Consider the following 18,624-nt stretch of genomic DNA (forward strand, 5'->3'; position numbering starts at 1 on the left):
TCAGCGGCCTTGCGCGGCCTTGGCGGCTTGCAGCTGTTGAGCCTGTTCGGTCAGCCGGGCCTTTTCCTCGGGGCTCAGCGCTTCCATGCGCAAACGCACCTGAGCGATTTTTTCCAGTTGCCCCGGACTGCCCTCCACCGCTCGCAAGGCCATGGCCAGGGACGCCACGGTCGGATGATCGAAGACCAGCCCAGGATGGATGTCGCACTGCAACAACTTGCGAATGCCGGCCACCAGCTTGATCACCAGCAGCGAATGGCCGCCGGCGGCGAAGAAGTCGCGCTCGATGCCCAATCGTTCAAGCCCAAGCAATTGCGCCATGCGCGCGGCCAGCAGTTGCTCCAGCGCATCGCGGGGCGCGGCATCCTCTTCATCGCTGATCACGACCGCCAACTGCTGCAACGCCTTGCGATCGATCTTGCCGTTGGCCAGCCGCGGGAAACGTTCGATCAGTTGCAGCTGCTGCGGCACCATCACGCCGGGCAGGCGCGCGCTCAATTCGGCGCGCACGGCGTCGAGCACGCCCGAAGACAGGCCTTGCCGAGGCACGACAAATGCCAACAAGCCCTGCTCGCCGGGCAATACCAGCGCTTCGGCCACCTGCGATACACGTAGTAGCTCGGCCTCGATTTCCGCCAGTTCGATGCGGAACCCGCGCACCTTGACCTGTTGATCGCGGCGACCGTGCAACTGGATCCCGCCGTCCGGGCGATAACGCGCCAGGTCGCCGGTGCGGTACAGGCGCTGCGCCGGGTCGAACGGGCTCGGGATGAACGTCTGCTTGTCCGCCTCGGCATTCACATAGCCCCGGCACAACTGCGCACCGCCCAGGTACACCTCGCCCAGCACACCCACCGGCGCCAGGCGCCTGTCAGCGTCCAGCACGTAGACCTGGTTATTGCCCAGCACCTGGGTCAGTGCCGAACAATCATCGGCAGCGCCATCCAGCGCCAACCTATGGATCATCACTCCGACCGTGGCTTCGGTCGGCCCATAGTGGTTGAACACCCGGCAATCGCTGCGCAACCGGGCGATACGCTCGACCAGCGTTGGCGCAATCGGCTCGCCGCCAAGTACCAGGACGTGCGGCAGCGTCGCCTGCTCACTGTCGAGCAACGCCGCGAGGTGCGACGGCACGATTTTCAGGCAGTCGATCTGTTGTTCTCGCAGGAACCCGGCAAAGAGCGCTCCGTCCTGCATCTGTTCATCACTGGCCACATGCAAGGTCGCGCCATTGAACAACGCGCCAAACAGCGCCGTATTGCCCAGGTCCGCCGCCACGGTAGAGCTCAAAGCGACGTGTTTGCACCGGCTCAGCCCCAACGCCTGGCTGGCCTGGGCGGTGTAGTTGAGCAATTGCCGATGCTCGATCACCACGCCCTTGGGCACGCCGGTGGAACCTGAGGTGAACAGCACATAGGCAATGTCATTGCCCTTGGTCGTGAGGGCCGGCAACGGCGTGTTTGAAGAACGATCAAGCTCGGCGATCGCCAGCGCCTTGAACGGCTGCGCCTGCCAGGCAGGCAAATGTGTTGCATCGGTGAGCAACACAGCGGCACCGGCCTGCTCCAGCATCAACGCCTGACGGGCCTGGGGCCACTGGATATCCAGCGGCAGATAAGCCGCGCCGATGCGCCAGCTCGCCAGCATCGCGATCACCAGTTCCGCCGAGCGCGGCAAGGCCAGGGCGACAATCGACCCTTCGCCCAGGCCTTGGTCCATGAGGCCCTGCGCGACGCGCTCGACCTGATCTTTCAGCTGACCGTAGCTCAGCGATTGACCAGCCTCGCTCAGGGCGATGGCGTCCGGCGTCTGCAGCGCCAGCTCGGCGATGCGCTGCGGCAGGTAGCGGTTATCCACCAATGCCTGCATCGCCGGGTTGATCGCCCGCAAACGCTGCTCCTCGGTGTCGCCGAGCAAGTTGAGCTGCGCCAGTGGCGTGTGCGCAGCCACGAGGATCGAGGCCAGCAGCACCTCGTATTGTTCGAGCACGCTGCGGACCGCGGCTTGCGAATAACCCGAGCGGGCGTAGCAGAGGTCGGCCGCAACCAGTTGTTGGGTGTCGTCCAGTTGAATCCGCAGCAGCCATTCGAACGCATCCCGCCCAGGCAAGGGCTCAGTCGCCCACGTCAGGCCAGCGCTGCTGCGAACAGGATTTGCCGGGGCAATCGCGAAGCCATAGGCCGGATACGCCGCCTCCGACGCCAGTTCCGGCGTCCAGTATTCCTGCCAGGTGCGATGGGCTTCGAGACGCGTCGCGAGTTCCGCCAGCCACTCGCTGAACGGCGCGTCGGCGGGCAATGGAACGCAAAGCGGCAGGTTCTTTTCGAACACACCGAAGGCATTGGCGAAGTAGTCATAGTCGCCACGGCTGTCGTGGCGAACGCCGACCAGCGCCTGCTCAAGGCCACCCAGGCGTCCCAGCAGCACCCACCATGCGCCTTGCAGCAACGTCGCCAGCGGTTGGCCGAGCTGCTCGGCCAACCGTTGCAAGGCATCGCGTCGGGCCGGCTCGAAGATCAGCGAAATCTGCGCATCGGCTGTTCCACCACCAGCACGACGCGCAGCCAGCCACGGCGTGTCGATCGCCGTCTGCAGGCCGTGCAAATGCTGCTGCCAGTAATTTCTTGCAGTGCCGGCATCTTCATCCAGCACCACTTCGCTGCGCCACTCCAGGTATTGGGCAAACTCACCGGGCGCTTCTTCCTCCGCCCCATCGCCGGCGTAAGCCTGCCGTAGCTGTTCAAGCAGCAGGTTCATCGACGGCGCATCAGCGCTGTGGCGGGCGACGCCCAGCAGCAATTGCCATTGCCGAGACGCCAGACGATAAAGCACCGCCTGGACGCTGGCCGATTCGCCAAGCACAAAAGCCCGGCCCAGCGTCTCGCTGATCTGCGCCCGGACTTCCTCGGCCGGCTGTTCGCTGACTTGTATCGTCAGTGGGAAGCGTCCCGCATGGGCCACCTGACGCAAACCGTGGAAACCGGCGACCTTGGTCAGTCGCGCCAGCAACATCGGCTGCTGCGCCACCAGCGTGTCGAAGGCGACCTGCAATCGCTGCGGGTCGAGATCACCGTCGATGACCACGTTCAGCCAACGCAAGGCCTCGCCACAGGTCACCGTGCCCGACAGTTGCTCAAGTGCCCGTTGCTGCTCGGGCGTCAGGGCGAAACCCGCTTCCTGCGTGTCCATCGTCACCTCGTTCATGCTCCGCTTTCCTCGGTATTGAATGCGCCACGGACCGATCGCCCGGCGCCCGCTGGACGCTCCAGGCTGGCGTGGTCGTACATATCGCCCATGGCGACGACGATCTTGCGCGGCCCCTCGTACGGGTCGCGGGCGTGGGCCACGAGCATGTTGTCCAACAGGATCACGTCACCTTTCTGCCAGTCGAAACGCACCGCGCAGGCTTCGTACAACTCACCGATACGCGCCATCACCTCGTCTTCGATCGGCGTGCCGTCGCCGTAGTACACGTGCCGGGGCATGCGCTCCAGGCCGTACATCGACAACAGGTCCTGGCGCACGTCCGGCTCCAGCCAATGGATGTGATGCAGCTGCACCTGGTTGAAGAAGGATTTTTCCCCGGTGATCGGGTGCGTGATGATCGCCGGCCCCGGCGTGCGGGTCTGCAGTTCATCGTTATCGAGCCAGCGCCATTGAATGCCGCCGGCCCGGCAACGGGCCTCCACTTCAAGGCGATCTTCGGTCTTGAAGAAGTGCTGCCACGACACGTCGAGTTTGTCGGTGAAGGTGCGCACGTACAGCAAGCCCTTGTCCTCGAACTTCTCGCGAAGGTCCGCCGGCAGCTTTTCGTACATCAGGCGGCAATCCACCACCGGGGTCGCGCCGCCCACGGGTGCGGCCTGCTCGCAATAGAACATCTGCTTGCGCGGCCAACGGTCCTGATGGGAGCTCTCGTTGTGGAACAGGATCATCTTGCGTTCCGGGTACGGCGTGGACCGGTAGGTGTTCTTGCCGCCTTCCTTCTTCGGCAGGTCGCCGTACTGGCCGTACAGCCCCGGCTGGATCGCTTCGGCGAACGCTTCGAAGCCCTGGATACCGTCCAGTTCGAAGCCACGGAAGAGGATGCCGGCGTGCTCGGCCAACTTCTGCTCGATCAACGGCCGGTTCTGCCGGATCCACTCGATGACGTCCAGGTGCGGCTCGCCGGGCTCCAGCATCAGCGGGAAACGCTGGGGCGCCGCCACCAGCGATTCGCGCACCAACGCCGGACGTGGCCGCGCGGCCGGGGTCGCCGAACGCTTGAGAAACTTGCCCAGTTTGTCGGCCTTGGGCCCCGGGACGTTGGCAGGCGTGGCGGCTGTCGCCACGTTGTCGACTGGCATGCTGATAGCTCCCAATTGAATGTCCTGATCAGCGACGATCTGTTCCAACAGGGCCGTCCAGGCCCGGATCAGGTACTGGATGCGCTCTTGTCCGAACAAGCTTGTGGCGAATTGCCAATTACCGCGCAATTGCCCTTCTTCTTCGTCAACGAACAATGCCATGTCGAATTTAGAATGGTTCTGCAGCGCCGGCAGGAACTCCACGCTCAAGCCGGCCATGGAACGCGTGCGCACCGGCACGTTGTTCATCACGAACAACACCTGCAGCAATGGGTTCATGCCCTTGTGCCGCGGCACGCCCGCGGCCTCGACGATCTGGTCGAACGGCAGGTCCTGATGTTCCAGCGCGCCGAGCAGATGGTCCTGGGTCTGCGCCAGGAACCGGTTGAAGCCGACATCGGCGGCAAAGTGCGAACGCAACGGCAGGACGTTGACGAAGAAGCCGATCAAGCGCTCCAGCTCGGGTTGTTCGCGCCCGGCCACGTCAGCGCCGACGACAAGATCCTGCGCGTCGCAGAGGCGATGCAACAACACCTGGAACGACGCCAGCAACGTGCTGTACAGCGTGACGCCGGCCGCGCTCGACACCCGGCGCAACGCCGCGCTCAGCCCGGCAGGCAGCTCGAACTGCAGCGCATCGCCGGCAAAGGAGGCCGTCTGGCCGCGTGGATTGTCCAAAGGCAAATCAAGACGCCCGTGGTAACCGTCGAGCCGCTGCTTCCAATAATCGCCCTGGCGCGCCAGCACGCCTTGGTCTTCCAGCGCCTGCTGCCACAAGGCGAAGTCATGGTATTGGACCTCCAGCGGCGCCAGCGGCATGGGCTCGCCGCGCAGGGACGCTTCGTAGATCTGCACCAGTTCATTGATCAACAGCCCCATCGACCAACCATCGGAAATGATGTGGTGCATGGCGTACAACAACACGTGCTCGGTCGGCCCCAGGCGCAGGATCCGCCCGCGCAGCAATGGCGCCTGCTCCAGATCAATCGGGGTACTGGCGTTGTCCAGGATCGCCTGGGCCACTTGCTCCTGCCGGGCACCGGGCGACAGGTCGGACAGATCGACCAGCGGGAAATCCAGCCGGACCTCATCGGCAATCAGCGCCAGCGGATCGCCTTCGTCATCCTGGACATACGCGGTGCGCAGCACGGCGTGACGGCGTGTCACTTCGGCAAAGCTGCTCATCAGCCGCTCGACCGACAACTCGCCGCACAACCGCAGCGCCATGGGCATGCCATAGGCGGAGGTGCCGCCAGCCAGCTGCTCGGCGATCCACAATCGCCGCTGCACCAGCGACAGCGGTGCCGATTGCCGTGGCCCATGGGCCTTGAGTCGGACCTGGCTGGAATCGCCGGCCCGCTCCGCGCCGTCGCCGGCCTCGCTCATCAGTGCCGCCAGTGCCTTGAGCTGCGGATGATCGAACAGGTCGCGCAGGCTCAGCGGATAACGCGTGAGCTTGCGCAGCCGGGAGACGGCCTGCGTCGCCAGCAAGGAGTGACCGCCGCGCTCGAAGAAATGGTCGTTGCGCCCGACCTGTTCCACTTCCAGCACTTCTTGCCAGATGCCGGCGATCCGGTGCTCCAACTCGCTGGCCGGCGCCTCGTAACCGCCCCGCGAAGAGCCGGCCTCGATGCTCGGCAAGGCCTTGCGGTCGAGCTTGCCGTTGGGGGTCAGTGGCAGGTGATCGAGGAATAGCCAGTGGGCCGGGATCATGTAGTCGGGCAGGTGTGCCTTGAGATTGGCCTTGAGTTGATCAAGCAAAGTGTCCGCGTCGGTCGAGGCCGCCACGTAAGCCACCAACTGCTGCCCCCCCGGCCCCTCCTGGGCCAGCACGGCGACGTCATTTACCTCGGCTTGCTGCAGCAGCCGCGCCTCGATTTCCCCCAGCTCGATGCGAAAGCCGCGGATCTTCACCTGATGGTCGAGTCGGCCCTGGTATTCGAGCACGCCATCGGCGCGATAGCGGCACAGGTCGCCGGTGCGATACAGGCGTTCGCCGGTGGTCGAGAACGGGTTCGGCACGTATTTCTCGGCGGTCATCGCCGCGCGCCCGAGATAACCTCGGGTGATGCCCGCGCCGCTCAGGTACAGCTCCGCCGAGACGCCTTGCGGCACCGGTTGCAGGTTGGCGTCCAGCAGGTAGCTGGCGGTGTGCTTGAGCGGGCGACCGATGTTCGCCGTGCCGCCGGCGGTGCGGCGAGTCCAGGTGGAATAGGTGGTGTCTTCGGAGGGGCCGTACAGGTCATAAACATGCTCAACCCCACCCACCTGTTCACCCACCACCTGTGGGAGCGAGCTTGCTCGCGATGGCGTCCTGGCAGTTAGCCCCTCATCGACTGACCCACCGCTATCGCGAGCAAGCTCGCTCCCACAGGTGAGGTGTGATGGGTAGAGGGCATCCACCAGGCTCTGCTTCAGCGGCTCACCGGCCAGATTGATGATGCGCACGCTGTCCGGGATCTCGCCGCTGCGCTGCAACGCGGCGATCGCCGAGGGCACGGTGTTGATCAGGCGCACCTGATCGCGGGTCGGCAGGTGCGGCAGTTCCAGGGCGTTGCGGGCGATGATCAGCGAACCACCGTTGGCGAGGGTGACAAACAGCTCCCACACCGACAGGTCGAAGCATACCGAGGTTGAAGCGAGCACGCCCTGGATGTCGTCGCGGCTGTAGACGGTTCTGGACCAGTCGATCAGCGCCAGCACGTTGCGATGGGCGATGGCCACGCCCTTGGGTTTGCCGGTGGAACCGGATGTGTAGATGACGTAGGCGAGGTTGTCTGGGGTGACGTCTGTAACGGGCGAGCTCAGTTGATAACGTGAAAGGTCGAGCTGATCGAGCATCAGCATTTGCGTCTCGGCCGGAACCGTCAGCGTCTGCGCCACCGCCTGCTCGGTCAGCAACACCCGCGCACGACTGTCCTCAAGCATGTAGGCCACGCGCTCGGCCGGGTAATCCGGGTCCAGCGGCACGTACGCGCCACCGGCCTTGAGCACCGCCAGCAAGGCGATCAGCAACTGCTCGGAACGCGGCATCGCCACGCCCACCCGCACTTCCGGGCCGACGCCCAGTTCGATGAGTTTGTGGGCTAGGCGATTGGCGCGGCCGTCCAGTTCGCTGTAGCTCAGGCGCGTGTTGGCGAAGGTGACCGCCAATGCGTCAGGAGTGGATTGCGCTTGGCGGGCGATCAGTTGGTGAATGCACAGGTCCTGTTCGAACGGCGCATCGACCGGATTCCAGTCATGGGTCAAACGCTGATGCTCATCGAATTCCAGCATCGACAGTTCACCCAGGCAGCGCTCGCCATTGGCGCTCATCTGTCCAAGCAACTGCCCCAGATGCGCCGCCAACCGCTCAACCATATCCGGAGCAAAGCTCGCCCGTTGATAACTCATGTGCACCGACAACTGCCGCTCCAACCCCACCAGCAGCGTCAACGGGTAATTGGTCTGCTCCTGAGTGACCGGCGAACCAAAACGCAAACCGTCCGGCGCGCCCTGCTCCAACGCCTGGGCAATCGGATAGTTCTCGAACACCAGCAGGCTGTCGAACAGCGCGTCGCCGCCCTGCCCGGCCCAGCGCTGGATGTCGAGCAACGCGGTGTGCTCGAACTCGCGCAGGGCCAGGTTCTGCGCCTGCACCGCTTGCAGCCAGCTGGCCAAGGTCTGCTCGGCCCGAGGGCTGGCGATCACTGGCAAGGTGTTGATGAACAGACCGATCTGCTGCTCGATGCCGGGCAAATCCGCCGGACGCCCGGCCACGGTCGCCCCGAAGGCCACCGTTTCTCGACCGGTGTAGCGCTGCAACAGCAGCAGCCACGCGGCTTGCACCAGGGTGTTCACGGTGACTTTCGACGCGCGGGCGAAGGCTTCCAGGCGACGGGTCGACGCTTCGTCCAGCACGTGGATATGATCGCCGTAACCACTGCCGATGTCGGCCGGTTTGGCTACCGCATCGGCCAGTCGTGTTGGCGCCTCCAGCTGTTGCAGCGCCGGTTTCCAGAACGCTTCGCTGGCCGCCGCGTCCTGGCGTTGCAGCCAGGCGATGTAGTCGCGGTAGCGGCTGCCGGACACAGTGACGGGTTGGCCGCTGTAGCGTTGCAGCACTTCGCCGAGCAACTGCGAATTGCTCCAGCCGTCCATCAGGATGTGATGGCTGGTGTAGACCAAGTGATAGCGTTCGTCCGCCACGCGCACGACCAGCAACCGCAACAACGGCGCCGCGCCCAAGGCAAACCCTTGCTGACGCTGGGCTGTCGCGAGGTTTCCCAGATAATGAACCAGGTCAACCTGTGTGCGCCCGTCCTCAAGCTGCAACGCGACCTCTACGCGCTTGTGCACCACCTGCACTGCACGCTTGAAATCTCCCTCCCAGACAAAACCGCTGCGCAGCACGTCGTGGGCATCGGTCGCCGCTTGCCAGGCCTGGCGGAAGCGCTCGACGTCCAGCCCTTCGACATCCACGCGCATCTGGTTGATGTAGTGGCCGGCCTGCTGCTCGTACAGCGTGTGGAACAGCATGCCCTGCTGCATCGGCGACAGCGGATAGATGTCCTCCATGTCGCGCGCCACCAGCGGCAAGGCGTCCAACTGTTGCTGTTGCAATCCGGCCAGGGGGAAGTCCGACGGCGTGAACCCGTGGTGCCGCGGCTCGCAACAGTGGTCGATCAATGCCTGCAATTCCCCAGCGTAATCCTCGGCCAGCGCCAGGATCGTCGCTTCGTCGAACATCTGCGAGCTGAACGTCCAGTCGATGCTCAACTCGCCGGCATAGACGCTGCCGTTGAGCGTCAGCCAGTTGTCCAGCGGCGCCAACGGACTCTGCGCCGCGCCCGCCGATTCGCTGGCCGGGACAAACAGGCCCTCGGCGTCGTCGGCAAAGCCGCTGTCGAACTGGCCCAGATAGTTGAATGTGATGCGCGGCACGGGCAGCGCCGCGAGGGTGCGCCGCGTCGGTTCATCGCCCAGGTAACGCAACACGCCGAAGCCGAGCCCTTTGTCTGGGATCGCCCGCAGTTGCTCCTTGATCGCCTTGATCGAACCTTCGGCGGTGGCCGTCGGGGCCAGGCGCACCGGGAACAGGCTGGTGAACCAACCGACGCTGCGGCTCAGATCCACATCCTCGAACAGCGCCTCACGGCCATGGCCCTCCAGCTGAATCAAGGTCGAGGCCTGGGAAGTCCAGCGGCCGATCACCCGGGCCAGGGCCGTCAGCAGCAGATCGTTGACCTGGGTGCGATAAGCCGCCGGCGCTTGCTGCAACAGGCGTCGGGTCTGGTCCTTGTCCAGCCGCGTCTGGACCTGGGTCGCGTGGCACCTGCGCAAATCGCCCTCTGGATGGTCGCAAGGCAAGTCATGACCGGCGCCTTGCAGTTGCTCTTGCCAATACTTCAGCTGGGACTGCAACGTCGCGCTGCCGGCATGCGCCTGCAACCGTTGCGCCCAGGTCTGCGCAGCCGTGGTCTTGGCCGGCAACGCTGGCGTCTGGCCGGCCTGCAACTGCTCGTACGCCTGTTGCAGGTCCTCCAGCAGTACACGCCAGGACACGCCGTCCACCGCCAGGTGATGGATCACCAGCAGCAGTCGCTGGCTGCCGTCGGCCAGGCTCGCCAGCACTCCGCGCAGCAGCGCGCCATCTTGCAGGTCGAGGCTGCGTTGGGCTTGTTCGGCCAGGCGTTCAAGGGCCGGCGCATCGGCCACCTCGGCGGTCCACAACAGCGGCGAGCGCTGCCAGAGCGTGCGCTGTTCGGCCAAGGTATTGTGGCGAGCGGTCCAGGTGCCTGCCTCGCAGACGAAGGCCAGGCGCAACGCATCGTGATGCTCGACCAGAGCCTGCAACGCCTGCTCCAGATGCGCGGCATCCACGGCGCGCAAGCTCTTGAGCAACACCGACTGGTTCCAATGATGAGGCTCGGCCATGGCCTGTTCGAAGAACAACTGCTGGAACGGCAGCAATACCGTCTGCCCGACCACCGGGCCCTGATCGATGACCGGCCCGTTGTCTCCGGTCGTTGCCACCCCGGCGAGGCCCTGGATGGTCTGGTGCAGGAACAGGTCCTTGGGACTGAAATGAATCCCGGCCTGACGGGCGCGACTCACCACCTGGATGGAAATGATCGAATCGCCGCCCAGCTCGAAGAAATTGTCGGTCCGCCCTACGCGTTCGCGCCCGAGCACGCTTTGCCAGATCGCGGCCAAAGTGTTTTCCACGGCGGTGACCGGGGCACTGTAGCTCTTCGGGCTGGCGCTCGGATCGGCCTTCGGCAGAGCCTTGCGCTCAAGCTTGCCGTTGGGGCTGACCGGCATGTTCTCCAGCCACACCCAGTGTTGCGGCACCATGTAGTCGGGCAAGGACTGGCTCAGATGTTCCCTGAGGCGCACTTGCAGCGCCTGGCGGACGGCGTCATCGGCGACCAGCAGCTCGGCGTGCGCCGGCACCACGTAGGCCACCAGCAACGTGCCGTCCTGGGCCAGGACCACGGTTTCGCGTACCGCCTCGTGTTCGGCCAGACGCGCTTCGATTTCGCCCAACTCGATGCGCAAGCCACGGATTTTCACTTGATGGTCCATTCGGCCGGCGTATTCGATCACGCCATCAGCCCGATAACGCGCCAGGTCGCCGGTGCGATACAAGCGCTGACCAGCGCCGAACGGCGCGGTGACGAACCGTTCGGCGGTCAACGCCGCGCGCCGATGGTAACCGCGCGCCAGCCCTTCGCCCGCCAGGTACAGCTCGCCAATCACGCCGACCGGTACCGGCGACAGCTCATCGTCGAGAATGTAGGTGCCGAGGTTGGCGATCGGCTGTCCGATCGGCACGCTGTCGCGGCCCTCCTCGACGCAGGTCCAGTGGGTCACGTCGATGGCCGCCTCGGTCGGGCCGTAGAGGTTGTACAGGCTGGCATCCGGCAGTTTGGCGAACACCTGCTGCTGGGCATCCACCGGCAGCGCTTCACCGCTGCAGACGATCCGCTTGAGGCTGGTGCATTCGGCTACCCGCGGGTCCTGCACGAACGCCTGGAGCATCGACGGTACGAAGTGCAGCGTGGTGATGCGCTGCGCCGTGATCAGCTCGATCAGTTGCGCCGGGTCGCGATGGGCCCCCGGCGCGGCCACCACCAGCGTCGAGCCGGTCAGCAGCGGCCAGAAGAATTCCCACACCGACACGTCGAAACTGAACGGCGTTTTCTGCAACACACCGTCAGTCGCATCGAGGCCATAGGCCTGCTGCATCCAGCACAAGCGGTTGACCAGGGCGCAATGGCGATTGCCCGCACCCTTGGGCTTGCCGGTGGAACCGGAGGTGTAGATGACATAGGCCAGGTTTTCGCCGTGAACCTTGACGTCGGGATTCTCCTCACGACTGGCATGCGACTCCTCAGCGGGCAGGTCCAGTAGCAGACTGCGCAGTCCTTGCGGAATCGGCAAAGCATCAAGCAGGTGTTGCTGGGTCAGCAGCAGACCGATGCCGCTGTCTTCGAACATATAGGCCAGGCGATCCTGCGGGTACTCAGGGTCCAACGGCACGTAGGCGCCGCCGGCCTTGAGGATCGCCAACAGCCCGAGCACCATCTCCACGGAACGTTCGACGGCGATGCCCACCAGCACATCGGGACCGACGCCCAGGTCGATCAAGCGATGGGCCAGGCGGTTGGCCCGGGCGTTGAGTTCGCGGTAGCTCAGGCGCTGCCCGCCAAAGACCAATGCAGGCGCATCCGGGGTCCGGCGCACCTGTTCCTCGATCAGCGCCTGGACGCTGCGGTCGAGCGGGTATTGCCGGGCCGTCGCGTTCCAGTCGATGAGCATGTGCCGACGCTCGTCCTCGTCCAGCAGCGACCATTGCGCCACCGGGCGGTGCAGGTCCTGCACCAGGCTGCGCAACAGGTTGAGCCAATGCCCGGCCATGCGTTCGATAGTCGCCGGCTCGAACAGGTCGGTGGCGTAGGTCAGGGCAGCGTGCAGGCCCTGGGGACTTTCGACGGTGTCCAGGCTCAGGTCGAATTGCGCGGTGCGCTGCGCCCAGCCTACGGGTTCGACGTCGAGCCCCGGCAAGGCCTTGGCAAACACCGCGGCGGTTTCGTTGCGGTGGTTGAACATCGCCTGGAACAGCGGGCTGTGGCTCAGGTTGCGCTGCGGCTGCAGGGCATCCACCAGTTGCTCGAAAGGCAGGTCCTGGTGCATCTGCGCGGCCATGGCCGTCTGCTTGAGCTGTTGCAGCAAAGCGGCGCCGGTCAGGTCGCCGGGGAATTCGCTGCGCAGGACCTGGGTGTTGACGAAGAACCCGATCAGCCGCTCGGTTTCCAGCCGCTGGCGGTTGGCGATCGGCACGCCGACGCGGATGTCGGCCTGGCCACTGTAGCGATGCAGCAATGCCTGGAACGAGCCGAGCAACAGCACGAACAGGGTGACGTTTTCTTGCCGGGCCAGGGCCTTGAGGTCATCGCTCAAGGCGCGATCCAGCACGATCGGCAGGCGTGCCCCGCGCAGGCTTTGTTGCGCTGGGCGCGGGTGGTCGGTGGGCAGTTCCAGCAGCGGCTGTTCGCCGCCCAGTTGCGCCGACCAGTAGGCCAGTTGGCGGTCGCGTTCTCCGGCCGCCATCCATTGCCGCTGCCAGACCGCGTAGTCGGCGTATTGCGCCGCCAAGGGCAGCAGCTGTGCCGGTTGACCCTGGACGAAAGCCGAGTACAGGCTCATCAGGTCATCGACCATCACCTGCAACGACCAGCCGTCGGAGACGATGTGATGCAGCGTCAGCACCAGCAGGTGATCCTCCTCGGCCACTTCCAACAGCGCCACGCGCAGCAGCGCGTCATTCAGCAGATCGAACGGGCGTTGCGTCTGCTGCTCGAGGAAGGCCTGGATATCACGCCCTTCCAGACGCTGCTCGGTGTAGTCGACTTCGCCCTGCTCACAAATGACCTGGCAGGTGCGTCCATCCTCTTCCACGAATGCGGTGCGCAAGCTTTCGTGGCGCTGGACCAGTGCGGCAAAGCTCTTGCGCAGCGCGTCCTTGTCCAAGGCGCCGCGCATCCGCAACGCGGTGGGGATGTTGTAGGCGGCGCCGTCGGGGTCCATTTTCCAGAGGAACCACTGGCGCTCCTGGGCAAAGGACAACGGCAACGGCGCATCGCGAGGCACCGGCGTCATGGCCGGGGCCTGTTCGCCTGTCGTGGTATCGAAGGCGGCGACGAACGCCTGCAACGTGCTGTGTTCGAACAGGCTGCGCAGCGGCACCTCGATGCCGAGCACCCGACGGACCCGCGAGACCACCTGGGTCACCAGCAGCGAATGCCCGCCCAGTTCGAAGAAATTGTCTTCCAGCCCCACGCGTTCAAGCTTGAGCACGTCCTGCCAGATTGCCGCGACCTGTTGCTCGACCTCGCTGCGCGGCGCCACGTAGGCCTGCTGCAAATCGCTGGCCTCGGGCGCCGGCAAGGCCTTGCGATCGATCTTGCCGTTGGGCGTCAGCGGCAGTTGTGCCAGGAACAACAGGTGCGCCGGCACCATGTATTCCGGCAACTGCGCCTTGAGGGCCGCCTTGAGTGCGGTGCGCAACGGCGCGTCCGGCTCCGGCACTGCGCCGCTGGCGGGCACCACGTAGGCAACCAGTTGCGCGCCGGTCGGGCCTTCGTGGGCCACCACCACGGTTTCGCGCACGCTGTCCTGGGCCAGCAGCGCGGCTTCGATTTCCCCCAGCTCGATACGCAGGCCGCGGATCTTCACCTGATGGTCGATCCGGCCGAGGTACTCGACCACGCCTTCGGCGCGATAACGGCACAGGTCGCCGGTGCGGTACAGGCGCTCGCCCGTGGCGGAAAACGGGTCCGGCACGAAGCGTTCGGCGGTCAGCGCCGGACGCTGGAAATAACCACGGGCCAGGCCGGCGCCCCCGATCAGCAGCTCTCCCGGCGCACCGGGCGGGTTGAGGGCCAGGTCGCTGCCAACGATGTACAGCGCGGTGTTGTCCAGCGGTTTACCGAGGAACGGACGGTCGCGCTCCAGGCCCAACGGATGCAGCGCCGACCAGATGGTGGTTTCGGTCGGGCCGTAGAGGTTCCAGACGTTCGGCGAGAGCGCCAGCAAGCGCTGCGCCAGTTCCAGCGGCAACGCTTCGCCGCCGCAGAGGAAGGTCCGCCCGGCCAGCAGCGAAGCCTGCTCATGATCGATCAACATACGCCAGCTCGACGGCGTGGCTTGCAGCACGCTGACATCGTGTTGTTCGATCAGCGCCAGCACCGCTTGCGGGTCCTGGTGCACGTTCTGGCCGGTCAGCACCACGCCGGCCCCGGCTGACAGAGGTCCGTAGATTTCCAGGCCGAAAATATCGAAAGAGAACGTCGTCAATGACAGCATGCGGTCGCCGGGCACGAGACCCGGCTCGGCGATCATGCTGTGGATGAAATTGCTCAGGGCGCCATGGCGCACCATCACGCCCTTGGGCTTTCCGGTGGAGCCGGAGGTGTAGATGACGTAGGCCAGGTGTTCGCCAGTCAGCGGCACCACCGGGCAAATTTGCGGGGCTGCTTGCAGTGCGGCGTCCGGCTGGTCCAGCAACAGAGTCCGAAGACTTGGCGGGATCGGCAAGCGCGCCTGCAAACGGGCCTGGGTCAGCAGCAGTCCGATGCCGCTGTCCTCGATCATGTAGGCCAGGCGATCCTCGGGGTACGCCGGATCCAGCGGCACATAGGCGGCGCCGGCCTTGAGGACCGCCAGCAGGCCGACAATCATCTCGACGCTGCGCTCGACCGCGATGCCCACCAACTGGCCGGGCATCACGCCCAGGTCGATCAGGCGATGGGCCAATTGGTTGGCGCGCGCGTCCAGTTGTGCGTAGCTCAGGGCCTGGTCGTCGATGGTCAGCGCCAGCGCCTCGGGGTTGCGGCGCACCTGTTGGGCGATGCGCTGGTGCACGCAAACGGCTCCGTCAGTGTGGTCGGCGACCCGCAGCCATTGCTGCTGCGTGAGTTGCTGTTGCGCCGGGTCGAGCAACGGCAGTTCGCCGATACGCTGGCGTGGCGCATCGACGATGCCGTGCAGCAGGTTCTGCCAGTGCCCGGCCAGGCGCTCGATGGTCTGCGCGTCGAACAGGTCGGTGGCGTAGGTCAGTTCCGCAGCGATGCCCAGCTCGGTCTCATAGGTGCCCAGGGTCAAGTCGAACTGGGCGGTCCGCCCTTCCCATACCAGATCCTCGACCCGCAGCTGCGGCAGGTGCATCTGCCGACTTCGAGTGGCGTCGGCGTTCTGGTGGTTGAACATGACCTGGAAGATCGGGCTATGGCTGAGGCTGCGCTCCGGTTGCAGAGCCTCGATCAATTGCTCGAATGGCAAGTCCTGATGGGCCTGGGCCGCCATGGCCGATTGCTTGACCTGGGCGAGCAACTGATCAAACGGCAGTTGCCCGTCAACGTCGGCACTGAGTACCTGGGTGTTGACGAAAAAGCCGATGAGCCCTTCGGTCTCGACCCGGTTGCGGTTGGCAGTCGGCACGCCCACGCGGATCTGCGGTTGCCCGCTGTAGCGGTGCAGCAGCGCCTGGAACGAGGCCAGCAAGACCATGAACAGGCTGGCGCCTTCACGCTGGGCCAACTGCTTGAGCGCGGTGGCCAGTTCCGCGCTCAGGGTCAAATCCAGGCGCGCGCCACGAAAGCTCTGCACCGGTGGGCGCGGATGATCAAACGGCAGTTCAAGCACCGGTTGCTCGTCACCGAGGGTCTGGACCCAATAGGCCAATTGCCGCTCACGCTCGCCGGCCTCCAGCCAGTGCCGTTGCCAAATGGCGTAGTCGGCGTATTGCACCGGCAGGTCCGGCAAGGCCAGCGGCTGGCCGCCGATGTCGGCGGCGTAGTGCCGGACCAGTTCATCCACCAGCACCTGCATCGACCAGCCATCGGCAATGATGTGGTGCTGGATGAGCACAAGGACATGGTCGTCTTCGGCAATTTTCAACAGTGAAACCCGCAGCAACGGCCCTCGGCGTAGATCGAACGGACGCGCGGTTTGACCTTCGACGCAGGCCTTGATGCGTTCGTCCTGGCTGACCGTAGAACCGGCGGGCAGCGCCTCGACCGCGATGCTCAAGGGCATACGTTGATGAATGATCTGCACGGTTTGCTCGCCGTGCTCGGCGAACGTGGTGCGCAAGCTTTCGTGGCGCTCGACCACGGCATTGAAGCTGCGCTCCAGCGCCGGCACGTCCAGTTGCCCTTTGAGGCGCAAGGCGCTGGGGATGTGGTAAGCCGAGCTGTGGCGGTCCATCTGCCAGAGGAACCACTGGCGCTCCTGGGCGTAGGACAGCGGAACATGTTCAAACTCGGGGCGCACCTCGGGGATCGGCAGGTTGGCCGGCGAGACGCCCTCTTCCAGCATCTTTTCCAGGTACAGCCGGCGTTTGTCCAGCGGCAGAGTGATAAAGCGCTTGGCAACCCTCAAAGCAACACTCTTGTCCATCAGACTTCCTCCATTTCATCAAGCAGGGCGTCCAGCTTGTTCAGTTTCTGTTCGTTGATCGGCCCGTCGCCGCTGTCGAGTCGGGCGACGAAATCCTTCAGGACGGGGTGCTGGAATAGCAGTTGCGGGGTCAGGCTCAACCCCAGTTCGAGAGCCATGCGTGAAACGGCGGTGACCGCCAGCAACGAGTGGCCGCCCAGCTCGAAGAAGTGATCGTGCAGGCCCACGCGCTCGACGGTGAGCACCTGGGCCCAGATCGCTGCGACTTGCTGTTCAAAGTCGCTGACCGGTGCTTCGTAAGCGTTTTCTGAGCGCCCGGCCTCGATGCTCGGCAAGGCCTTGCGGTCGAGCTTGCCGTTGGGGGTCAGCGGCAGGTGGTCGAGGAACAGCCAGTGCGCCGGGATCATGTAGTCGGGCAGGTGTGCCTTGAGCTGGTCGCGCAGCGTTTTAGCCTCCTGTTGCAGCGCCGGGGCAACCACGTAAGCCATCAACTGCTGCCCGCCCGGCCCTTCCTGGGCCAGCACGGCGACGTCGTTTACCTCGGCTTGTTGCAGCAGCCGCGCCTCGATTTCCCCCAGCTCGATGCGGAAGCCGCGGATCTTCACCTGATGGTCGAGCCGGCCCTGGTATTCGAGCACGCCATCGGCGCGATAGCGGCACAGGTCGCCGGTGCGATACAGGCGTTCGCCGGTGGTCGAGAACGGATTGGGGACATACTTTTCGGCGGTCATCGCGGCGCGCCCGAGGTAACCCCGGGTGATGCCCGCGCCGCTCAGGTACAGCTCCGCCGAGACGCCTTGCGGCACCGGTTGCAGATTGGCGTCCAGCAGGTAGCTGGCGGTGTGCTTGAGCGGGCGACCGATGTTCGCCGTGCCGCCGGCGGTGCGGCGGGTCCAGGTGGAATAAGTGGTGTCTTCGGAGGGGCCGTACAGGTCATAAACATGCTCAACCCCCACACCTACCTGTGGGAGCGAGCCTGCTCGCGAAGGCGCTGGGTCAATCAATGATGGGGTGACTGACGGGACGCCTTCGCGAGCGGGCTCGCTCCCACAGGTTTTGGGTGTCGGGTAGAGGGCATCCACCAGACTCTGCTTCAGCGGCTCACCGGCCAGGTTGATGATGCGCACGCTGTCCGGGATCTCGCCGCTGCGCTGCAACGCGGCGATCGCCGAAGGCACGGTGTTGATCAGGCGTACCTGATCGCGGGCCGGCAGGTGCGGCAGTTCGAGGGCGTTGCGGGCGATGATCAGCGAGCCGCCGTTGGCGAGGGTGACAAACAGCTCCCACACCGACAGGTCGAAGCACACCGAGGTCGACGCCAGTACGCCTTGAATGTCGTCGCGGCTGTAGACGGTTCTGGACCAGTCGATCAGCGCCAAGACGTTTCGATGGGCGATGGCCACGCCCTTGGGTTTGCCGGTGGAGCCGGAGGTGTAGATGACGTAGGCGAGGTTGTCTGGCGTGACGTGGGTAACGGGCGAGCTCAGTTGATAACGTGAAAGGTCGAGCTGATCGAGCATCAGCACTTCGGTGCCAGCCGGAACCGTCAGCGTCTGCGCCACCGCCTGCTCGGTCAGCAACACCCGCGCACGGCTGTCCTCAAGCATGTAGGCCACGCGCTCGGCCGGGTAATCCGGGTCCAGCGGCACGTACGCGCCACCGGCCTTGAGCACCGCCAGCAAGGCGATCAGCAATTGCTCGGAACGCGGCATCGCCACGCCGACCCGCACTTCCGGGCCGACGCCCAGTTCGATGAGCTTGTGGGCCAGGCGATTGGCGCGGCCGTCGAGTTCGCTGTAGCTCAGGCGAATATCATTGAAAGTCACTGCCA

3 protein-coding genes (1 of these 3 only partly in view) are annotated in these 18,624 nt (G+C 65.0%); all 3 read right to left on the minus strand.

All coding sequences use genetic code 11. From position 1 onward, the window contains the following. Tightly spaced (each overlapping or abutting the next), the 3 genes in view from J3P94_RS19250 to J3P94_RS19260 form a layout consistent with a single transcriptional unit that may run on beyond the window. The gene (locus J3P94_RS19250; RefSeq protein ID WP_434569261.1) at positions 1–3,207 is read right to left on the minus strand and encodes a non-ribosomal peptide synthetase; all 3,207 of its coding nucleotides are present in this window, start codon (positions 3,205–3,207) and stop codon (positions 1–3) included. Next, positions 3,204–16,793 (minus strand): non-ribosomal peptide synthase/polyketide synthase, encoded by a 13,590-nt coding sequence (locus tag J3P94_RS19255; RefSeq protein WP_434569262.1) that lies wholly within the window; start codon positions 16,791–16,793, stop codon positions 3,204–3,206. Before J3P94_RS19255 ends, J3P94_RS19250 begins: the two co-directional genes overlap by 4 nt. Next, a protein-coding gene (locus tag J3P94_RS19260) for a non-ribosomal peptide synthase/polyketide synthase (protein WP_434569263.1) crosses the window boundary here: on the minus strand, positions 16,793–18,624 show its 3' portion. Its footprint extends 10,603 nt past the window's final position; 1,832 of the gene's 12,435 nt are visible here — the last part of the coding sequence; the start codon falls outside the window, past its right edge; it ends in the stop codon at positions 16,793–16,795. Before J3P94_RS19260 ends, J3P94_RS19255 begins: the two co-directional genes overlap by 1 nt.

It is taken from the genome of Pseudomonas sp. Z3-8 (genome assembly GCF_051131975.1).
Lineage (GTDB): Bacteria > Pseudomonadota > Gammaproteobacteria > Pseudomonadales > Pseudomonadaceae > Aquipseudomonas.